Origin of the sequence: Parasphingorhabdus sp. SCSIO 66989 (assembly GCF_032852305.1) — a bacterium.
Taxonomy (GTDB): Bacteria; Pseudomonadota; Alphaproteobacteria; order Sphingomonadales; family Sphingomonadaceae; genus Alterisphingorhabdus; species Alterisphingorhabdus coralli.
Genome location: NZ_CP136594.1, coordinates 699,771 through 719,880 on the forward strand (window position 1 = coordinate 699,771; position 20,110 = coordinate 719,880).

The window sequence follows — 20,110 nt, forward strand, 5'->3', positions numbered from 1 at the left end:
GTCGCTACTGGCAATCCCCTGCGGTCTATGCTTTAGGAGGCAGCGCAATTTCTCTGAGTCCTTCTTTCGGGCCAGTATCGCGCCGGGCTATCCGGTCGATTTCTCCCGGACCTACAGCATATAGAAAGGCTGCTCTTCCCCATGAACATTCATGAATATCAGGCCAAGGAACTACTGGCGAAACACGGCATCGGCATTCCCACTGGCCATGCGGCGCTTACGGTTGATGAAGCCGTCGCTGCGGCGGAAAAACTGCCCGGGCCGCTTTATGTGGTGAAGGCGCAGATCCATGCCGGTGGCCGCGGCAAGGGCAAGTTCAAGGAACTGGGGCCTGATGCCAAGGGCGGTGTGCGTCTCGCCAAGTCGATTGACGAAGTGCGTGAAGCAGCGACCGAGATGCTGGGCAACACATTGGTGACGATCCAGACCGGTGAGGCAGGCAAGCAGGTCAACCGCCTTTATGTTACCGATGGTGTCGATATCGCTTCGGAATATTATCTCTCGATGCTGGTTGATCGCGCCACTGGCCGCGTTGCCATGGTGGTTTCGACCGAAGGCGGCATGGATATTGAGGCGGTCGCGCATGACACGCCGGAAAAGATCACCACCATCGTAATCGATCCGGCCCAAGGCTTTATGCCGCATCATGGCCGTTCGCTGGCCTTTGCGCTCAAGCTGAAAGGCGATCTCAACAAAGCAGCACAGAAGCTGGGCAAGCAGCTTTATCACGCGTTCATGGAAATGGATTGCGAGATGCTGGAGATCAATCCACTGGTGGAAACCACGGATGGTCAGTTGCTCGTGCTCGACACCAAGATGAGCTTTGATGGCAATGCGCTGTTCCGTCACAAGGATATTGCCGAGCTGCGTGACGAGACCGAAGAAGATCCGGCCGAGGTTGAAGCCAGCGAATATGATCTCGCCTATATCAAGCTCGACGGCAATATCGGCTGTATGGTCAATGGTGCCGGTCTCGCCATGGCGACGATGGACATCATCAAGCTGAATGGCGCATTCCCGGCCAACTTCCTCGACGTTGGCGGGGGTGCTACCACCGAGAAGGTAACCGCGGCGTTCAAGATCATTCTCGCCGATGATGCAGTGGAAGGTATTCTCGTGAACATCTTTGGTGGCATCATGCGCTGCGACACCATTGCCGAGGGCATTGTCGCGGCAGCGAAGGAAGTGGAACTTGACGTGCCGCTGGTCGTTCGTCTGGAAGGCACCAATGTCGACAAGGGCAAGGCCATTCTCGACAATAGTGGCCTGCCGATCGTCAGCGCCAATGATCTGGGCGATGCCGCGCAGAAGATTGTCGCACAGGTTAAAGAGGCGGCTTGAGCAAATAAGCCCCTCCTCTTCAGAGGAGGGGTTGGGGTGGTGGAGTCACAAGGTGGAGCATGTACCGTAGTACCACCCCGCTGCGACTAAGGGCCTTGCGGCCCTAAGTCTCGCTGCCCCTCCTCTGGAGAGGAGGGGAAAAGGTGATAGAACGAGAATTGACGTTTACGTGAACGTAAGTTAAGGCAGCCACAAATCTCGATGGCGCCAACTGGATAGGAAGGAAGTCACATGAAAATCCTCGTCCCCGTGAAGCGGGTGATTGATTACAACGTCAAACCACGGGTCAAGTCCGATGGGTCGGGTGTTGATCTGGCCAATGTCAAAATGTCGATGAACCCGTTTGACGAAATCGCGGTCGAAGAGGCCATTCGTCTCAAAGAAGCGGGTAAGGCGGAAGAAGTGGTCGCCGTATCCGTCGGCCCGGCCAAAGCGCAGGAAACGCTGCGTACCGCGCTCGCCATGGGCGCTGATCGCGGTATCCTTATCGAAACCGACGAAGACGTCGAGCCGCTGGGCGTTGCCAAGCTGCTTGCCAAGGTGATGGAAGAGGAATCACCGCAGATCGTGCTGCTCGGCAAGCAGGCGATTGATGATGACAGCAACCAGACCGGCCAGATGCTCGCGGCTCTGACCGTAACCGGCCAGGCAACCTTTGCCAATACGGTTGAGGTTGAGGGCGATGCCGCCACGGTAAAGCGTGAGATTGACGGCGGCCTGCAGACCGTGAAGGTCAACCTGCCCGCGATCATCACCACCGATTTGCGTCTCAACGAGCCGCGCTACCCCACCCTGCCCAACATCATGAAGGCGAAGAAAAAGCCGATCGATACCAAATCTCCTGCCGATTATGGCGTCGATATCGCGCCGCGCTTGAAAACGCTGAACGTCAGCGAACCGCCGGTGCGTCAGGCCGGTATCAAGGTGGAAGATGTCGACCAGCTGGTCGGTAAACTCAAAGAATTGGGAGTGGCCTGATGAAAACGCTCATACTCGTAGAACATGATAATGCGTCGATGAAGGACGCAACGCTGGCGGTTGTTACCGCTGCCTCCAAGCTCGGCGAAGTCCATGCACTGGTCGCCGGTACCGGCTGCGGCGCGGTTGCTGAGCAAGTCGCCAAGGTCGCTGGCGTCGAAAAGGTGCATGTGGCCGATGATGCCGCCTATGAGCATGCTCTGGCGGAAAATCTGGCGCCGCTGATTGCCGATCTGATGGGCCATCATGACGCATTCCTCGCGCCTGCCACGACCACCGGAAAGAACGTTGCACCGCGGGTTGCTGCTTTGCTTGATGTGATGCAGATTTCCGACATTCTCTCGGTCGAAGGCGACAAGACCTTCACCCGTCCAATCTATGCCGGCAACGCCATTGCCACGGTTGAGAGCGCAGACGAAAAGCTGGTTATCACTGTGCGCGGCACCGCGTTTGACAAGGCCGCAGCCGAAGGTGGTAGCGGCGTGGTCGAAGCCGTTTCGGCTACGGGCGATAAGGGCCTGTCGAGCTTTGTCAGCGAGGAAATCGCCGAGAGCGAGCGCCCTGAACTGACCAGTGCCAAGATCATCGTTTCCGGTGGCCGCGCTCTGGGTTCAGGCGAGAAGTTTGAAGAAGTCATCACCCCGCTGGCGGACAAGCTTGGTGCCGGCATCGGTGCCTCGCGTGCCGCCGTCGATGCAGGCTATGTCCCGAACGACTATCAGGTCGGCCAGACCGGCAAGATCGTCGCCCCGGAAGTCTATATCGCCATCGGCATTTCCGGCGCGATCCAGCATCTTGCGGGCATGAAGGACTCCAAAACGATCATCGCGATCAACAAGGACGAAGACGCCCCGATCTTCCAGATCGCCGATATCGGCCTGGTCGCCGACCTGTTCGATGCGGTTCCCGAGCTGACCGGGAAAGTCTGAGCAACCGACAAGCAGTAAATGAAAAGGGCGGCCCGATGGTCGCCCTTTTTTGTTGCCGGGTTCCTGTTATACATCATGCCGATTCTGGGCCGTTATGAGAGATGACGCATGGCAACCGCAGCAAAGGCTCCCAAAGGCAAGACCGATACGCGCAGCCTGTTGGCCGAGGCGCTGCTTGATGGCTGCGATGAAGCGGAAATGTTTCAGCGGCTGCTGGCTGCCGGTATGAGTGAATCCAAGGCCCGCTATGAGCTATCGCGCGCGCCCAAAGACCCGCTTTTCGTCGCGGCGAAAAGGCTTAACGCTCGCCTCGGCAAGCGCGACTGGACGCTGGGTATTTATGGCAAGCTGGCCGCGATGGATGATCGCCAGACGGCTATTCCGACCGTTGATGCGATTGATCCCGAGCAGTTCTTCCGTGAGTTTTACTATAGCAATCGCCCGGTCAAGCTCACCGGGCTGATCGATCACTGGCCCGCACTGGAGCGCTGGACGCTCGACTATCTGGAAGAGAAGGTAGGCGATGCTGTGGTTGAGCTACAGGGTGATCGGGATTCCGGTGAGGATTATGAAATCGCCAAAACCCGGCACACCCGCCATGTCCGCATGGCCGATGTAATCCGTGACCTGCGCGCCGACGAGGTCAGCAATGATTTCTATATCACCGCCTATAATGACACCACCAACAAACAGGCGCTTTCTGCTCTATGGAGTGATCTCGGCGATCTGCCGCTTCTGGCTGAAGACGGCGTTGCCAATGGCTTTTTCTGGATGGGCCCAAAGGGCACAATCACACCGTTCCACCATGACTTGACCAATAATCTGCTGGTTCAGATCGATGGCCGCAAACATATCCGCATGGTCGCCGCGCATCATGTCGCCCAGATGCGCAACCATGAGCATTGCTTCAGCCAATGGACTGCCGAGGATTTCGATCAGGCGGAGACTGAAAGCAACACCATGCCAGCTATGCTCGAATGTGAAATTGGACCCGGCGAGGCGATCTTTCTGCCCGTCGGCTGGTGGCACCATGTCACCGGCCTCGACCGCACCATCAGCATGTCCTTTACCGGCTTTGCCAGGGGCAATGATTTCTACAGCGACTATATCAAAGACACGGCATTTTAGGCTCGGATACAGACGCCAACCGGCCCGCTGTCATTTTTCTGACATATAAATACTTCTTTATATGCGATTTTTTTGTTGCGCTCTGAAATCAACGCGCATAGACGGCGCGTCCCCCGGTCATCGGATGGGGCGGACATCAACGGTAAGGGTCTCTGCAGGGCCCACCCGCACAGGGTTCTGATCGGGCCTTTGTGTACGGATGCTGCACCGTCAGATCGGTTGCATGAGTAGCTCAGTTGGACAGAGCACTAGCTTCAGGTGCTAGGAGCGCGGGTTCGATTCCCGTCTCAATGCCCTTTGGATAGCTCAACGGTAGAGCACGGAAATGATAATTCCGGTGTTGCAGGTTCGATTCCTGCTCCGCACTCGTCCTTAACATGGACAACAGCCTTTTAAGCTGTTTGCAATTTTGAGGGGTTGGGGATCGGCATGTGACGGAAAGCCGGTGGCGGGCGGCAAAGGTGCTTTCGGGTGCTGGCGCGGCCTCAAGCCCGCTTCCTGATCCATGCCAAATGGACCGGTGCGCAGCGAAGGCAAAGCCGCACCCGGATCGACAAGGCCAGTTTTCGAACCGGCTGGCTCTGTCCGGGATGCTGCCAAGCCCGCTCCTGCGTCACCCGCCATGCGGCATGCCACCGATCCCCGGTCCTTTTTATCGGGGGGAAGAGAAGAGGCGGAAAATGGTTTCCGTCACAAAGTGAAGAAGAAAGGAAATCCGAGTGACTTAGCCGGATAGAATTGGTGAATGATATGATAAAGCGATTGATTGACAAGCTGATGGGGCGCAAGCGCGTGCTCATCAATGAAAATGAACGGGCCGTCTGGCTCTATAAGGGTGTGGCTAAAGGCATTATCGGACCGGGTGAGCACATGCTGCCCAATTGGGACGGTAGCCTGATGGTCGAAAGGCAAATGCTGGATCGCCAGCTGTTTGTCTCCGCCTATACCCAGGCTGTGCTTGACCGGCTGGAAGACGATGTGGCGACACATCTGACCCAGGTCCGCACGAGCGAAAACGAGATAGCTGTCATCGAACGCGACGGAATGATCAACACCATTCTCAAGCCGGATGCCAAGCTGATCCTGTGGACCGATGCTGGTCCCTGGACATCGCAGCTTATCGATATTGCCGATGAGCCGCGAGTCTCGGCCAAGTTGCTCAAGCGGCTGATCAAGGCGGGCCAGATGCAGCAGGTGATGCTGGTCGAGGTTGACGAGGGCAAGACCGCGCTCGTCTCGATCGACGGTCAGCTGGCTGATACGCTGGCACCGGGTGTCTATGGTTACTGGACCCCGGGCCGCAAGGTCACTGCGCGCCAGATCGATCTGGCGCGGCAGTCGCTCGATGTGGCGGGGCAGGAAATCCTGACCCGTGACCGGGTAACGCTGCGGGTCAACATTGCGGCGGAATACCGCGTTGTTGATCCGGTCAAGGCGGTGACCGAGGTGCGTGACTTTGTCGATGCGCTCTATCGCGGATTGCAGTACGCGTTCCGCAAGACGCTCGGCGCCATGACGCTCGACCAGATCCTCGAAAAGAAGGTCTCGGTTGATGCCGAAGCGGCAGAGAAGGTCCGTGCCGATATGGCCAATATCGGTATTGAGGTTTCGGACATCGCGCTCAAGGATGTTATCCTGCCGGGCGAGATGCGCGAAATCCTGAACCAGGTCGTCGCCGCCCAGAAGGAGGCGGAAGCCAATGTCATCCGGCGTCGTGAAGAAACGAACGCAACCCGTTCGTTGCTGAACACGGCCAAGGTGATGGCGGACAACCCGGTCATGCTCCGCTTGAAGGAGCTGGAATCGCTGGAAAGCATCGCGACCAAGGTCGACAAGCTGACGGTTACCAATGGTACGGTTGGCCTGATGAATGACCTGGTCAAGCTTTCCGACGATTGATCGGGCAGCCGACTGACCGGCCCAAAAAGAAACCCCGGTGCGCTTTAAGGGCGTGCCGGGGTTTTTAATTCGTGAACAATCTACCAGATATTATTTGAGTTTATTCCTGAAGATATTGTACTCTGGCCTCATGATTAGACACTGCTCAAATACTATATTGCTGGGTGCCGCCCTGCTTCTTGGTATCACGCCGCTTTCAAGCGCCGTTGCAAAAAAAGAACCATTGGTTCTTAAACCAAGTGGGAAATGGATTCTGAGTTATGATGAAGATGGGTGTCGCATGCTGCGGCAATTTGGTGAAGGCGACGAAAAGACTATTTTTAGTATGAGCCGTTATGCGCCCAGCTTAAGCTTTTCTATGCTAGTTGCAGGAAAACCCGTCAGAACACGCCGTGATCAAAAATCCAGCAATATACGCTTTGAGCCGACCGGTAGTCTATTACAAGTTCCCTTTTTTTCAGGCGATTTGGGTGAGTTGCCAGCGATGGTATTCTCTGGCAGTGGCAATGGTTTATACACGACTGAAGACTCAGAGAGTATTCCTGATGTCGCTATCAGAGCAAGTCAGAATGGGATATCAGCATTGTCCATTGGCAGCCCACTGAGGCGAGATGTAAGGCTTGATCTTGGTCTCATGGAAAAGCCGTTTGCGGCTATGGAACAATGCACAGATGATCTTGTCACATCTTGGGGCCTTAATCCTGAAACGCAAAAATCCTTAAGGGAGAAAGTTACGCCTCTCGTCGAGCGCTCCAAATGGATCAGACCTTCTGATTATCCGTCTGATATGCTGCAGGCCGGGCAGCCTGCTCTTGTTACTGCGCGGATAATGATTGATCGGGAGGGGCAGATTACTGGTTGCCATATCCAGCGCACGACCAGACCTAAAGAATTTGATAAAGCGGTGTGCGGCTCAATTATAAGGCGCGCGAAATTTTCTCCCGCAATCAATGCAGACGGTGAAACCACTGCCTCTTACTACATTATCAATATTCGCTTTCAGATACCATAATAATGCACTTCCCCTTGAGGCTGTACCCTCAAACCTTCCCATATTTCGCCTCAAACCCGGCGATATCATCCTTGGCCAAAAATCCCGCCTGATCGACCCAATTGTCGCGGGTGATGCGTCCGGCGAATTTGCCGAGATAGCCGTCAACTTCAACAATATCGGCCTCGCTCCAGGCGGCGATCTGGTCGTAGCGGGTGATGCCCAGCGTCCCCAATAAGGTGCTGAGCTTGGGGCCGAGGCCTTTGATCTTGGTGAGATCATCGGGTTCGCCAACTGCAGCGGCGATATTGAGCTTGCCTTCGGCTGCGGGTTCTGCGGCAGCCGCTGTGGGGGCGGGCATGGCGGCTATCGGATTGGCTTTGGCCTCGGGCTGTTTCTCGATGATCAGTTCATCGCGGCCCTGATCGAGCGTCTTCTCCTGTTCCAGCGCGGGCGTTTCGCTCTCGTCCAGCGTGACCGCGCTATCGCCTTTGCGGCGCAGCATCAGCCATAGCAGCAGCGCCACGAAAATCGCGACGGCGACCGCTATGACAATCCAGTTTTCGTTGATCCAGTTTTGCGTTGTCATTTCCTGCCCTTCTCAAAGCGTCAGCGCATATGCGCGGGGCAGGTGGGGCAAGTCAATGGCGGTCCCGCGCAATCTCGCGCCAACCGATGTCGCTGCGCCAGAAACCGCCCGGGAAATCGATCATGTCGAGAGCGGCATAAGCGTCCTCGCGCGCCTGATTCAGGGTTTCGCCTGTGGCAGTTACGTTAAGCACTCGGCCACCATTGGCGACAAGCTGACCATCCTGAACCTTGGTACCTGCATGAAACACTTTTGCGCCACGCGCTTCGGCATGGTCGAGATCGTCCAGCGGTGCACCTTTTTCGGGGGTGCCGGGATAGCCTTTGGCGGCCATCACAACGGTGATCGCGTTGGTATCGGCAAAGGTGGGTGCATCCGCATTGGCCAACCGACCCTCCGCAACGGTCAGCATCAACGCTGCGAGATCGCTCTCCAGCCGCATCATCAGCACCTGACATTCCGGGTCACCAAAGCGGCAATTATATTCGATCAGCTCGGGCCCGTCGGCGGTCAGCATCAGTCCGGCATAGAGTACCCCGGAATAGGGCGTGCCGCGCGCCGCCATTGCCTTGACTGTCGGCGTGATAATCTTCTCCATCACCTCAGCCTGCAGCGCATCGGTAAGCACCGGCGCAGGGCTATAGGCCCCCATGCCGCCGGTATTGGGGCCGGTATCGCCCTCGCCGACGCGTTTATGGTCCTGGGCTGTGCCAAAGGGGACTACCGTCCCGCCATCGGTAAGCGCAAAGAAGCTGGCCTCTTCGCCCTTTAGAAATTCCTCGACTACCACCTCGGCACCAGCGTCTCCAAAACCACCGGCAAACATATGGCCGATCGCGTTTTCGGCTTCCTCGGCAGTCTCGGCGATAATCACGCCTTTGCCAGCGGCCAGTCCATCGGCCTTGATCACCACCGGCAGGCTGAAACCGCTCAGTGCCGCGCGGGCTTCGGTTATATTTGAGGCGCGGACATAGGCGGCGGTGGGAATATTCGCTTCATCACACAGCGCCTTGGTGAACGCCTTTGAGCCTTCCAGTTGTGCCGCCGCTGCTGAGGGCCCGAATACCGCAATATCCGCCGCGCGCAGGCTGTCAGCGAGGCCATCCACCAGCGGTGCCTCCGGTCCAATCACCACCTGATCAATCGCATTTTCCTCGCAGAAACTGACAACCGCCTGATGATCGCCAACAGCCAGCGCTACACAGTCCGCATCCTCAGCCATCCCCGGATTGCCGGGTGCGGCAAAAATTTTTGTGACACTGGGCGATTGCGCCAGCTTCCAGCAAAGGGCATGTTCGCGCCCGCCACCACCGATTAAAAGGATATTCATGCCCGCTCCCAGTGATAATTCCGGTCCTGTGTTAGCCAAGAGCCCGGCGGGCGACAATGCGCCGCCGCTCTCTGTCACCGAATTATCTGCCGCGCTCAAGCACACGGTGGAGGACCGTTTTGGCCATGTACGCTTGCGCGGTGAGATTTCGGGGTTCAAGCGCGCCGCTTCTGGCCATGTCTATCTGGCGTTGAAGGATGACAAGGCGGTAATTGATGGCGTGATCTGGCGCGGCAATGCCGGGCGCCTGGGCTTTGCGCCAGAGGACGGGCTGGATGTTGTCGCCACCGGCAAGATCACCACCTATGCCGGGCGTTCCAAATATCAGATTGTTATCGACCGGCTCGAAATGGCGGGCGAGGGCGCGCTGATGCAGCTGTTTGAAAAGCTGAAAGCGCGGCTCGGCGAGGAAGGGCTGTTCGCGCCCGAGCGCAAGCAGCCGCTGCCGTTTTTACCGCGCACCATTGGCGTGGTCACATCGCCGACCGGTTCGGTGATCCGCGATATCTTGCACCGTCTCGCTGACCGCTTCCCCAGCCATGTGCTGGTCTGGCCGGTGCTGGTACAGGGCGAGGGTGCGGCAGAACAGATTGCGGGCGCGATACGCGGCTTCTCCGATATGGCCGAGGGTGGCGAGATTCCGCGGCCTGATCTGGTTATCGTCGCGCGCGGTGGCGGATCGATTGAGGATTTATGGAGCTTCAATGAAGAAGTCGTGGTCCGCGCCATCGCCGATTGCACCATTCCGCTGATCAGCGCAGTCGGGCATGAGACCGATACCACATTGGCCGATTATGTGGCCGACCGCCGCGCACCAACACCCACGGCTGCAGCGGAAATGGCGGTGCCAGTGCGTGCCGAGATTGCGGCCCAGCTTAATGAGCTCGGCCTGCGCGCCAGCCGTGCGGTGCGGCGGCAACAGGCGCTGGCTACCGAGCGTTTGGAACAGCGGGCAAGATTGCTGCCCAGACCAGAAGCGCTGTTCGCTCCGGCGGCACAACGGCTTGATGATCAGGGTGAAAGACTGGGCAGGGCGCTGGGCTTCAGCCATCAGCGTGCCAATGATCGTCTGCGCGGGATATCGGGTCGCTTCAGTCCGGATATGCTGATGCGCCGCACCGAGAATGCCGCGCGTGATCTGGCGCGTGTGCCTTTGCGTCCGGCTTTGGTCACCGCACCATTGCAACGCGGCGCAGAGCGATTGGGAGCACTCGAGCGGCTTTTGGCGCAATGCCATCCTGATGCGCCGCTGCAGCGCGGCTATGCTAAAGTGACTGACACAAAAGGTGCGATTGTGGCTTCCAGCAGCTCAGCAAAGACTGCCGGCGAGGTCCATCTCCACTTTGCCGATGGCGCGGTTGCCGCGCGGATTGAAGGTGCGGCAGAGCCTGCGAGAACGCCGCCTGCTGCACCTGCCAAGAAGCCGACTAGACGCAAGCCATCAGCTCCAAATGCGGATCAGCCGAAACTGCTTTAAAGGCAGTTTGCGCAACAGACGGTTCCCAATCGGGCTTGTAAAGGCTATAGTCAGAACAAATATCGTAGGGATACAATATGTTGCTATCGAACAAAAACCGTATGGCGAAATTGCAATATCTGCCCGGCACCTTCCGTATCGTGTCCTCGGGCGACCATGTGGTGTGCGCGGTTTCGGGCGAGCGCATCCCGCTGGAGGATTTGCGCTATTGGAGTGTTGATAAACAGCAGCCCTATGCGACGGCCGAGATTTCGGTACAGGCGGCTCTGGCGGGAGCAGGCCAATAATGCCGGTTCGTAAATCGGTCCTGGCACTGGGGTTTGGCGCTCTCGCCATAGGCACCGCTTTTGCCGCGCCCGAGATTGACCCTCAGGGCGTAGATACGTCTTCATCCACGACACCCGCGGTAGCGGATCGTGCGTTGGCCATTGGCAAGGCGCTGCTTCCCGCGGAGAAGCTGGTAATCGATAGCAGCTCGATTCAGGGCGGTGTATTGCTGGGGCAGGTTCAAGGTGATCTCTCGTCGCTGATGCTCAACGGAGAGCCGGTGAAGGTGGCGGATGATGGCCGCTTCATGGTCGCATTCAACCGCGATGCTGAATCCTCGGCGCTGGTCACCGCTGAATTCGCTTCAGGCACACGCCAGAATCAGCTTATCTCTATCGCCAAGCGCAAATGGGTGATTCAACGCGTCAATCTGCCTCGGCGCAAGCGCACTGCCAGTGCGTCCTGGCTAAGCCGTCGCACACCGGAGCTGGAAGCAATCGCTGCAGCGCGGGCGATGGACACGGGTTCTGAAGGTTGGCGACAGGAGTTCACCTGGCCAGCAAGAGGGCGTATTTCCGGTATGTTCGGCAATCAGCGCATCTATGCGGGCACGCCCGGCGGCTATCATACCGGAATCGACATCGCTGCGCCCACCGGAACGCCGATTGTCGCTCCCGCCGATGGCGTGGTCACACTGGCCGCAGCCAAACCCTTCTCGCTGGAAGGCAATTTGCTGATGCTCGACCATGGCATGGGCCTCAATAGCGCTTTTCTGCACCTTTCCAAAATCGCGGTGAAGGAAGGTGATACTGTGCGCAAAGGCCAATATATCGGCAATATCGGCACCACTGGCAGCTCCACCGGCCCGCATCTCCACTGGAGCATGAAATGGGGCGCGGCAAGGCTCGACCCGATCTTGCTGACGGGGCCCATGGGTTGAGCTAAATCAGCTTGGATGCGGCCTAGTTAAGCCGTTTGACCTTAAACGCGCGACCACCTTCAGGCTTAGCGACAAAAGCACCGAATGCGCCGCGCGAGATCTCGATGACATCACCCTTTCGCGGCCCCCGGCGTGTGCGTCTGGCCTCGGTCTGCATCCACCTTGCCCCGGTATCCAAAGCCATGATCCACTTGCCATCCCGCGTTTGCCGAACCGCGGTGACGGTCGCGGTAATGCTGTTGACGCCTTCATCATCCTTGTCGGCAAATAACGGATTCTCGCTAAGGCTTAATCCGAAAAGTTCGCGTCTTGCTTGCTCGACATCCTTGCGCTCGGCAACAATGACCTGACCGGAAGTCTGCGCCTGACTAAAGGACCGAACTTCCCGGTCGTAGCAAGTCAGCCTTTGAGCATCGTCTTCAATCTCGAGGCAGGCATAGAGTTTCTTTGCTGCGTCAGTTGAACCAGATCGCACGCCCTCCTGCGCCTCTAAGGGAGCGGTAATCGCCAGAGCCCCGGACAGCGAGCCTCCAAGCAGTATGAGAAACATGAGACTCTTCTTAGTCATAGATCCCTCCAATCAGACAATTGCTCCAAAACCAGTTTCGCCCGTTTCAGGAGTTGTGCCTCGCCATAATCGAGTCTGAGTGAAAGGCAATTATTACTCTTGAAGTAATGGGGAATCCAAATGAACCATGGGTGAAATGTAAAAAAGAGGTGCATTTTGCTGCAGCCAGAAATCTCTGCGGGCGCCATTTTGATGACCTGAAACGTGGCTGCTCCATCGCAATAAAACCGCAACAATGGCGGCTTTTTTCGCCAAATGTGGCCAGTGAATCATTATCTTCCACAACCGACGCAATTGTTGCAATTTTGCCTCACCGGGCCCTGAAAGTGCCATTTTCCGGCGTCCCGTGCTTTACAGCCAATGAATGCGACGGCAAATGTAAAGCATGGGTAGCGGAACAAGGTGTTCGCTTCACTATTGAGGGAAAGCACCAGCATTTTGTTCAAGCATAGCCGCGCGGCCACAAAAGCGCTTTCGCATGTCGCGCGGCGCATCAGATAACCAATAAGGGGAAGTTTACGTGAAAAAAGAAGATTTTGCTCAGCAGCTTAAAATGGGTGCGGCGCCACTCGTATTAGGCTTGGCGCTGATAGCGGCGCCTGCTTCTGCGCAGGACCAAACGCCTGACGATGTTCAGGGTGCTGAAGACGAGTTTGCTGATGATGATCCGATTGTCGTCACAGGCACACTGATTCAGAACCCATCCATTGAGTCTTCCAGTCCAGTTGGTGTTATTACTTCTGAAGAACTTGACTTGCGTCAGACCAACCTTGCTGAAGACTTTTTGCGTGAGTTGCCGGCCTCAGTCCCAGGCATTGGCTCTGCAGTGAACAACGGCAATGGCGGTGCGTCTTTTGTGAACCTCCGTGGCCTTGGCGCTCAGAGGAACTTGGTTCTTCTCGACGGCAAGCGGTTCGTTCCTGCTGACTTTTCTGGACAAGTCGACTTGAACTCCATTCCGCTGGCTGTTTTGGAGCGTACAGATATCCTTACCGGTGGTGCTACGACAACCTATGGTGCCGATGCAGTATCCGGCGTAGTCAACTTTGTTACTCGTCGTGATTATGCTGGATTGGACATCAATGTTTCCAATCGGATTACTGAACAAGGTGACGGCAACATATTCCGTGCCGACGTGACGATGGGCGCCAATTTTGACGATGGGCGTGGTAATGCGGTTTTGAGCGTTGGTTATCAAAGTGCTGACGAAGTGCTTCAAGGCGATCGCGACTTCTCGGTTTTCAATATCAGTTCGTTCTCCGGCAACCCTGGCGGTTCTTCTAACGCTGTTCCGGCAACCGTCACCGGTCCGGGGACTGGCGGATTGCGTCAGCTTACGCCCGATGGACAAGCATTGGGGCCGTTTGATCGCCCATTTAACTTTAATCCATTCAACATTTTCCAAACACCGTTCGAGCGTTTCAATATTTTTGGTTCTGCTCGCTATGAAATTAGCGATAATGCTGAAGTTTACACGCAGGGCACTTTCTCTCGCCAAACCGTGTCGACGATCATTGCGCCGGGTGGTTCGTTCTTCAATACCTATCGTTTGAACCTCAACAACCCGTTTATTCCTACTGCAGTGGCCAACACTTTCTGTCAGGGTCTTGGCCCTGCTGGCGCTGACGGGAATCCGACAGCGCTGACCGACGCTCAATGCCAGGCGGGTATCAACACCCAATTTGGCGCTACTTTGCCTGATGGTTCTGCCAACCCCGACTATCGTGAGTTCGATGTCGGTATACGCCGTCGTACTGTGGAAGCTGGTACGCGTAACTCAGACTTCACAACGACCTTGTTTAATATTGTAGCGGGTGTTCGCGGTAACATTACTGACTCTATCCGTTATGACGTTTCAGGTACCTATGGTGAGAGTGAGCGTATTCAGCGCCAGAGCGGTTTTGCCCGGTTTGAGCGTTTGCAGCAAAGCCTGCTCGCTATTCCTGGTGCTGGCGGCCCAGCTTGTATTGATCCGTCAGGCGGTTGCGCACCGATTAATCTTTTTGGTTTGCAGGGGGATCTCGGTTCGCAAGAGGCCGTTGATTACGTCTTTAACTTGACACAGCAGGTTGCCAACACATCCACCGTAGCTACCATAAACGGAACCATCTCAGGGGACTTTGGCGGTTTTGCTATCGCAGATACCCCAGTCGCTTTTGCTGCGGGCGTTGAGTATCGCGAATTCACCGCGACTCGTCGTTCGGACGAAGCCTCTCAAACCCCCGGAGCGGTCGTTGGCGGTGGTGGTGCCGATCCAGACCTCGATGGTGGCTATGACGTGCTTGATGTTTTCGGTGAGTTGATCGTGCCGTTGATCGAGGGTCAGGCTTTCGCTGAGGAATTGATCCTTGAGGCGGGTGTTCGCTTCTCTGACTATTCAACTGCGGGTACCGAATGGACGTGGAAGCTAGGCGCTAGCTGGACTCCGGTCATCGGATTGACCTTCCGTGGTAACTATCAGCGTGCGGCACGTGCTCCGAATATCGGTGAACTGTTCACGCCGGTAACCACTGGTCTTGACAATTTGCAGATTGATCCTTGTCAGGGCGCCGTAACCGGCGTGCTTTTGGATACTTGCCTGGGTCAGGTTGAGGCTGGGAGTCCTGGCGCATTGGCGATCCAGAATGGTCTGGTTGAGCCACCTGCGGCGGGCCAGATTAATGTTACCCAGGGTGGCAATGCCAACCTAGGAACAGAAGAGGCTGAAACATGGACAGTAGGTGCCATTTTCCAACCGGATTTTGCTCCTGGTCTGACGGTCACGCTGGATTACTGGAATATCACTGTCAATGATGCGATCACAATTCCAACTGTAGGCGATATTATCGGCGCTTGCTTTGATGATCCATCGCCAACCAATCCTTCATGCTCAATTGCCAATATCTCGCGTAACCCGCTGACCGGCGGCCTTGACGGAGCTCCAGATGATACGCTGGGTCTTATCCGTCCGTTGACCAACAATGGTACGATTCAGACAGATGGCTTCGATCTTGGCATCAATTATGGCACAGATCTGACCGATAATATCGCGCTTAACCTGTCATTCAACGGCACATGGACGTTGAATAGCGAATTGCAAGCGCGTGATGATCTTGTCAATCGTGAGTGTATTGGTTTGTTCAGCGTTAACTGCGGCTCCGTTGCAAGTGCAGATGGCACAAGCGGTTCTCCACAGTCCGAGTTTGCCTTTAACCAGCGCACATCATTCATCTTTGATGACTCGGTTACTATTTCGCTGTTCTGGCGTTTCCTGAGCGGTCTCGATTATGAGCCGCTACAGTTCGAGCGTGAGTTGGCTACTGCTCAGGCCCTTGGCCCTGATGAGTGCCCTGATCCATTGGGTGCTGATGGCGGTAGCTGTATCGTTGATGAGGACTTCCGCTTCATCCCGGATGAGCATTATTTTGACCTGACTCTGCAATGGGATGCGACTGAGAATCTGCAGTTTACTTTCCTGGTGCAGAATCTGTTTGACAACCAGCCTCATGTCGTTGGATCAAACATCGGTACGACCGCGTTTAACAGCGGTAATGTCTATCCTTCGTCCTATGATCCGCTTGGCCGTCGCTACACTGCAAGTGCACGCCTGCGTTTCTGACCACTGATTGGTTTGACGAAAATTAGGAGGGCGGGCCTGAGGGTCCGCCTTTCTTTTTATGGTCAGATCATGTTAGGATGGAGCCATAAAAAGAGTTAGGGGAATCAGAGTGACGATTTCATTCATAGTGCCTGCTACTGTCCTTGGACTAGCATTGGCTGCTCCTACGGGCACTTCGGAACAATCCACGGATTCCGCTGCCGAGGAAGCCAAGGCTGAGGAAAAGAAAAAGAAGATTACAGATCGCAACCACCCTGATTATGTCCGTTGTCGGAGTGAGCCTGTGATAGGTTCTTTGGCCAAGCGGCGTAGAATATGCATGACAAATGCGGAATGGGCGGAAGCCCTTAGAACTGGCAATGATAGTTCGCGTGACTTCATTGATATGCACCAGCAGGGCAGCACCAGCGGGGTACCGTAATTCACAATTGCTTGGCTGTTAAGCGTTCCAGTTTAACTCAACAGTTGCCATGCATTCTAGGCTAACGCCGCTAATCGCCTTAGCCTTCTCTTACATCCTTAGCCTTTTCTATATACAGCGCAATTGCCTTTAAAAGAAAGCTGCGCGCTTCGAGGCATTGCCCGAGGTTGTGGCCACCGAATCCTCTGAAAGGTGCATTGCATTCACTGGTGGATGGCACATGTGCCGCATCCAGCAATCAGCACTGTGACAAAAAAACGACAATTGCAGGAAAACCTGACTTCGATTGTCACAGCTACTTTACACCTACTCGTTCATGTCGCATCAATGTGGCTATATCGGAGGATTGGGACGGCATGAGCTGGCCTCCGTGTAGTCTGCCTTCCGCCTCGGCGTAAGGTTTCAAAGGGGTTAACAAATGAAAAAGATGACAAGCTTTATGGCTGGTGCTGCGCCAGTCGCGTTTGCGCTGGCAATGGTTGCATCACCTGCATCCGCTCAGGAACAGGAAGTGTTGCCAGATCAAGATGCCGAAGAGATTGAAGACGACGACGATGTAGGCATCGTTGTCACTGGTACGCGTATCCGTCGGCCAGACTTGGCCTCAACAACTCCGACTATCAGCGTTGCCGGTGACAACTTGTTCCGACAAGGTGAGGCAAATGTCGGTGATTTTCTTAACGATCTGCCGGCGCTTCGACAGACGGTTTCACAATCGAACCCGGGTCTCGGTATCGGTATTTCCGGTCTAAACCTTCTTGACCTTCGTGGTCTTGGTGTTCGACGGACATTGGTCGTGGTCAACGGTCGCCGCCATGTTCCTGCTGATATCCAATCAACAGCGTCGGCGGTTGACATCAACTCGATCCCCGCTGCCTTAATCGAGGGCATTGATATCGTAACTGGCGGTAGCTCGGCTGTTTACGGCTCTGACGCTATTGCAGGCGTTGTTAACTTCCGTCTGAGAGACGAATTTGACGGAATAGATATCCGCGCGCGCGCCGGTATTCCTGAATTTGGCGATGGTGCTGACTTCCTGGTGTCAGGTGTTGCCGGCATGGACTTTGCCGACGGTCGAGGTCACATTGTAGTCGCTGGTGAGTATTCGCGTCAGAATCGTATCTTTGCCTCCGATATTCCGCAGGCAGCCAATGCTGGCCAGTTCGTTCGTACCAATGTTGATGAAAACGGGCGTTTCGACGGCATTCCCGATTCGGTTTTCACAAATGTCCCGACCCGTTCGGGTACAATCCATCGCTTCGGTCTGGTTGGTTTTCCGCAAGCCGACCCTCAAGCTCGCTGCGGTGGCACCATCCTCGGGGGCACTACACCCTATAACTGTAACTATATTTTCCAGCCTGATGGCTCGCTCGTGTTTCAAACCTTCGATGGTCGCTCAAGTACGTCACAGTTTGGCGGCTTTATTGGTGGCAATGGCCAAATCGGTACGGAAGATGAGCTAACCTCGATCTTGCCGTTTCTTGAGCGCTACTCTGCAAACCTGTTGGCCAAATATGAGTTCTCGGACGCATTGGAAGTATTCCTGGAAGCGAAGTACATTCGAGCAGACTCGCTTGGGTCAAACTCTGGTCCAGCCTTCCTGCAGAGTATTTTTACTGGTGGTTTCAGCGATGGGCGTGTCCGCCCCCGACTGGACAATCCATTCCTGCAACCTCAGGCGCGGGCTGTTATTGAACAGCAGCTCCTTGCTGGCGGTCAATCACGCAATGACCTGATCAGCTTTTTTGGCCCTCTCACGGCTGCAGATGAGGCAGCCATTGCAGATGGTTCATATCGTTTTGCGCTGAATAAGAGCTTCCTTGATCTAGGTATCCGCGATCAGGATACGTCGCGTGAGACATATCGCATTGTTCTTGGTGCGCGCGGCGATATCAGTTCCAATTGGGGTTATGAAGTTGCATTCAACTATGGCCGCACAGACGAGAATATCGAGAATCTGGGTAACATTCTTACCCAGCGTTTGATTCTTGCCCTGGATGCCGGGGTTGATCCAGCAGATGGTCAGATCAAGTGTCGTTCGCAATTTGATCCTGCTTCTGCGGTTCCGCTTGGAGCTTTCGGGGACAATGATCAGCTTGCAGGCGATATCGCTGCCTGTGTGCCTTATAATCCCTTTGGCGCTCCGGATAATAGCGCTGCCGCGGCATACATCACTGCAGATGGCGGTACACAAGGTACACTTGAACAATATAATGCCTTGGCATTTGTGTCGGGTAATACGGCCGACTTCTTAGAGCTTCCAGGTGGCCCAATAGGGGTCGTGCTGGGTCTGGAATATCGCCGTGAAGAAGCTTTCTTCGAGGCGGATCAGATTATCGCAGACAATCTGACATTCACAAACCCGCTACCGGTATTTGATCCGGATCCTTTTGAAGTTCGTGAAGTGTTTGGCGAGATCAACATTCCGATTTTGGCTGATAGGCCGTTCTTTGAAGAGCTTTCGATTTTGGCCGCTGGGCGTCTGTCCGACTATAACGGTCCGGTTGGAACAGTGTTTGCGTGGAATGTTGGTGGCCGTTGGGCTCCGACCAAAGACCTTGCTTTCCGGGCACAGTTTGCACGCGCTGTTCGTGCTCCAAACTATACGGAAACATCGGGTGATTTGACTCAGACATTTATTAACGGATTTAGCGATCCGTGCGGCTCTAACCAGATTGATGAAGGTTCGGCCAATCGTCGGGCGAACTGTGAGGCTGATCTGGGAGCAATTCTCAACGACCCTGCTTTCCAGCAGGTGGCAAATGCTGCAATTTCGGTTGAAGGACGCAACGGTCCTAACGCAAATCTATTCGAAGAAACCTCGGACTCATTGACGCTTGGTTTGATTTACCAGCCTAGCTGGTTGCCCGGCTTCGCTGTCTCTGTTGATTACTATGATATCGAAGTTGACAACGTGATTGCGTCTGTCGCTGGACAACAGATTGTGAATGTGTGTTACGATCTTCCGGATCTGAACAACCCATTCTGCGGCAACTTTGAGCGTAATGGCGCAACACAAGGGCCGCAGAATGAAGCGCCTGGACAGCTTCTTCAGGGTACATTGCTTCAATCGCCGGTGAACTTTGCAAGCCGTCGCCGCGAAGGTATCGACGTTGATGTGTCATATCGTAGTGCGATTGGCGAAGATGCCTTCATCAATGCACGACTGATTTACACCCATGTTTTGACGTCAAGTAACTTCCAGGATCCGACCAACCCTGATTTCGAAAATCGCCTTTTGGGTGAACTGGGTGATCCACAGGATCAGTTCGTGTTTAACCTTGATTTTACTCTTGGTCAGGTGACCTTCAGCTATGATGCGCGCTACATTGGCCCGCAGCTGACGACACTTTACGAAGAGCAGTTCCCGTTGAATGGCGAGCCTCCGCAGAATCCCGACCGTTTCGATATTCTCGAATATCCTGAGATTCTGTATCACGATTTCCGGATCGGTTGGCAGATCGAGAATGCGGCCGGCGACAACACCTATGAGTTCTTTGTTGGTGTTGACAATGCATTTAATGAGCGTCCGCCGCTTGGCCTTCTGGGTACGGGTGACGGCAGCGCGATTTATGATCCGATTGGTCGTCGCTTCTTCACCGGTCTTCGCGCCTTGTTCTAAAGCAGAGCCGAAGATGCATGAAAAAAGGGTCG

16 protein-coding genes and 1 tRNA gene are annotated in these 20,110 nt (G+C 55.3%); 14 read left to right on the forward strand and 3 right to left on the reverse strand.

The window, feature by feature from the left end; genetic code table 11:
- Positions 1-141: 141 nt before the first annotated feature.
- The 7 genes from sucC (at position 142) to RB602_RS03220 (ending at position 7,287) form a co-directional block, all read left to right on the forward strand.
- Positions 142-1,341, forward strand: a complete 1,200-nt coding sequence (sucC, locus tag RB602_RS03190) for an ADP-forming succinate--CoA ligase subunit beta (protein ID WP_317082886.1) — start codon at positions 142-144, stop codon at positions 1,339-1,341.
- Positions 1,342-1,572: 231 nt separating this feature from the next.
- The gene (locus RB602_RS03195) at positions 1,573-2,319 is read left to right on the forward strand and encodes an electron transfer flavoprotein subunit beta/FixA family protein (protein ID WP_317082888.1); all 747 of its coding nucleotides are present in this window, start codon (positions 1,573-1,575) and stop codon (positions 2,317-2,319) included.
- Complete coding sequence (locus RB602_RS03200; protein ID WP_317082890.1) at positions 2,319-3,248, forward strand: electron transfer flavoprotein subunit alpha/FixB family protein; 930 nt, start codon at positions 2,319-2,321, stop codon at positions 3,246-3,248. Before RB602_RS03195 ends, RB602_RS03200 begins: the two co-directional genes overlap by 1 nt.
- 108 nt (positions 3,249-3,356) lie before the next feature.
- Positions 3,357-4,376: a cupin-like domain-containing protein gene (locus RB602_RS03205; protein ID WP_317082891.1), complete on the forward strand. Its 1,020-nt coding sequence runs from the start codon at positions 3,357-3,359 to the stop codon at positions 4,374-4,376.
- 221 nt (positions 4,377-4,597) lie between these two features.
- Positions 4,598-4,671: transfer RNA gene (locus tag RB602_RS03210), tRNA-Leu, on the forward strand.
- A 455-nt stretch (positions 4,672-5,126) separates the two neighbouring features.
- Positions 5,127-6,275: a slipin family protein gene (locus tag RB602_RS03215; protein ID WP_317082893.1), complete on the forward strand. Its 1,149-nt coding sequence runs from the start codon at positions 5,127-5,129 to the stop codon at positions 6,273-6,275.
- Between the two features lie 37 nt (positions 6,276-6,312).
- Positions 6,313-7,287, forward strand: a complete 975-nt coding sequence (locus RB602_RS03220; RefSeq protein WP_317082895.1) for a TonB family protein — start codon at positions 6,313-6,315, stop codon at positions 7,285-7,287.
- A gap of 28 nt (positions 7,288-7,315) precedes the next feature.
- On the opposite strand, the gene RB602_RS03225 is transcribed toward RB602_RS03220, so the two are convergent.
- Together RB602_RS03225 and purD are read right to left on the reverse strand one after the other, a co-directional pair.
- Positions 7,316-7,855 carry a hypothetical protein gene (locus tag RB602_RS03225; protein WP_317082897.1) on the reverse strand — a complete coding sequence of 180 codons (540 nt, stop codon included), beginning with the start codon at positions 7,853-7,855 and terminating at the stop codon, positions 7,316-7,318.
- A gap of 52 nt (positions 7,856-7,907) precedes the next feature.
- On the reverse strand, positions 7,908-9,185 hold the full coding sequence (gene purD / locus RB602_RS03230) for a phosphoribosylamine--glycine ligase (protein ID WP_317082898.1): 1,278 nt from the start codon (positions 9,183-9,185) through the stop codon (positions 7,908-7,910).
- Here purD and xseA point away from each other — a divergent pair.
- The 3 genes from xseA (at position 9,184) to RB602_RS03245 (ending at position 11,869) form a co-directional block, all read left to right on the forward strand.
- Positions 9,184-10,662 (forward strand): exodeoxyribonuclease VII large subunit, encoded by a 1,479-nt coding sequence (gene xseA / locus RB602_RS03235; RefSeq protein WP_317082899.1) that lies wholly within the window; start codon positions 9,184-9,186, stop codon positions 10,660-10,662. The genes purD and xseA overlap by 2 nt on opposite strands.
- A 77-nt stretch (positions 10,663-10,739) precedes the next feature.
- Entirely contained in the window at positions 10,740-10,949 is a 210-nt protein-coding gene (locus RB602_RS03240; RefSeq protein WP_317082901.1) for a DUF2093 domain-containing protein, read from the forward strand.
- Positions 10,949-11,869 carry a M23 family metallopeptidase gene (locus tag RB602_RS03245; RefSeq protein WP_317082902.1) on the forward strand — a complete coding sequence of 307 codons (921 nt, stop codon included), beginning with the start codon at positions 10,949-10,951 and terminating at the stop codon, positions 11,867-11,869. Before RB602_RS03240 ends, RB602_RS03245 begins: the two co-directional genes overlap by 1 nt.
- Positions 11,870-11,891: 22 nt before the next feature.
- Here RB602_RS03245 and RB602_RS03250 read toward each other — a convergent pair whose 3' ends face one another.
- Entirely contained in the window at positions 11,892-12,419 is a 528-nt protein-coding gene (locus tag RB602_RS03250; RefSeq protein ID WP_317082904.1) for a hypothetical protein, read from the reverse strand.
- A 149-nt stretch (positions 12,420-12,568) separates the two neighbouring features.
- Between RB602_RS03250 and RB602_RS03255 the strand changes: the two genes are divergently transcribed.
- The 4 genes from RB602_RS03255 (at position 12,569) to RB602_RS03270 (ending at position 20,078) form a co-directional block, all read left to right on the forward strand.
- Positions 12,569-12,889 (forward strand): hypothetical protein, encoded by a 321-nt coding sequence (locus RB602_RS03255; protein ID WP_317082906.1) that lies wholly within the window; start codon positions 12,569-12,571, stop codon positions 12,887-12,889.
- Between the two features lie 68 nt (positions 12,890-12,957).
- Positions 12,958-16,035, forward strand: coding sequence for a TonB-dependent receptor plug domain-containing protein (locus RB602_RS03260; protein ID WP_317082908.1), 3,078 nt, complete (start codon positions 12,958-12,960; stop codon positions 16,033-16,035).
- A gap of 109 nt (positions 16,036-16,144) precedes the next feature.
- Positions 16,145-16,456, forward strand: a complete 312-nt coding sequence (locus RB602_RS03265; RefSeq protein ID WP_317082910.1) for a hypothetical protein — start codon at positions 16,145-16,147, stop codon at positions 16,454-16,456.
- A 418-nt stretch (positions 16,457-16,874) separates the two neighbouring features.
- Positions 16,875-20,078 carry a TonB-dependent receptor domain-containing protein gene (locus RB602_RS03270; RefSeq protein WP_317082912.1) on the forward strand — a complete coding sequence of 1,068 codons (3,204 nt, stop codon included), beginning with the start codon at positions 16,875-16,877 and terminating at the stop codon, positions 20,076-20,078.
- The last annotated feature ends 32 nt before the right edge of the window (positions 20,079-20,110 follow it).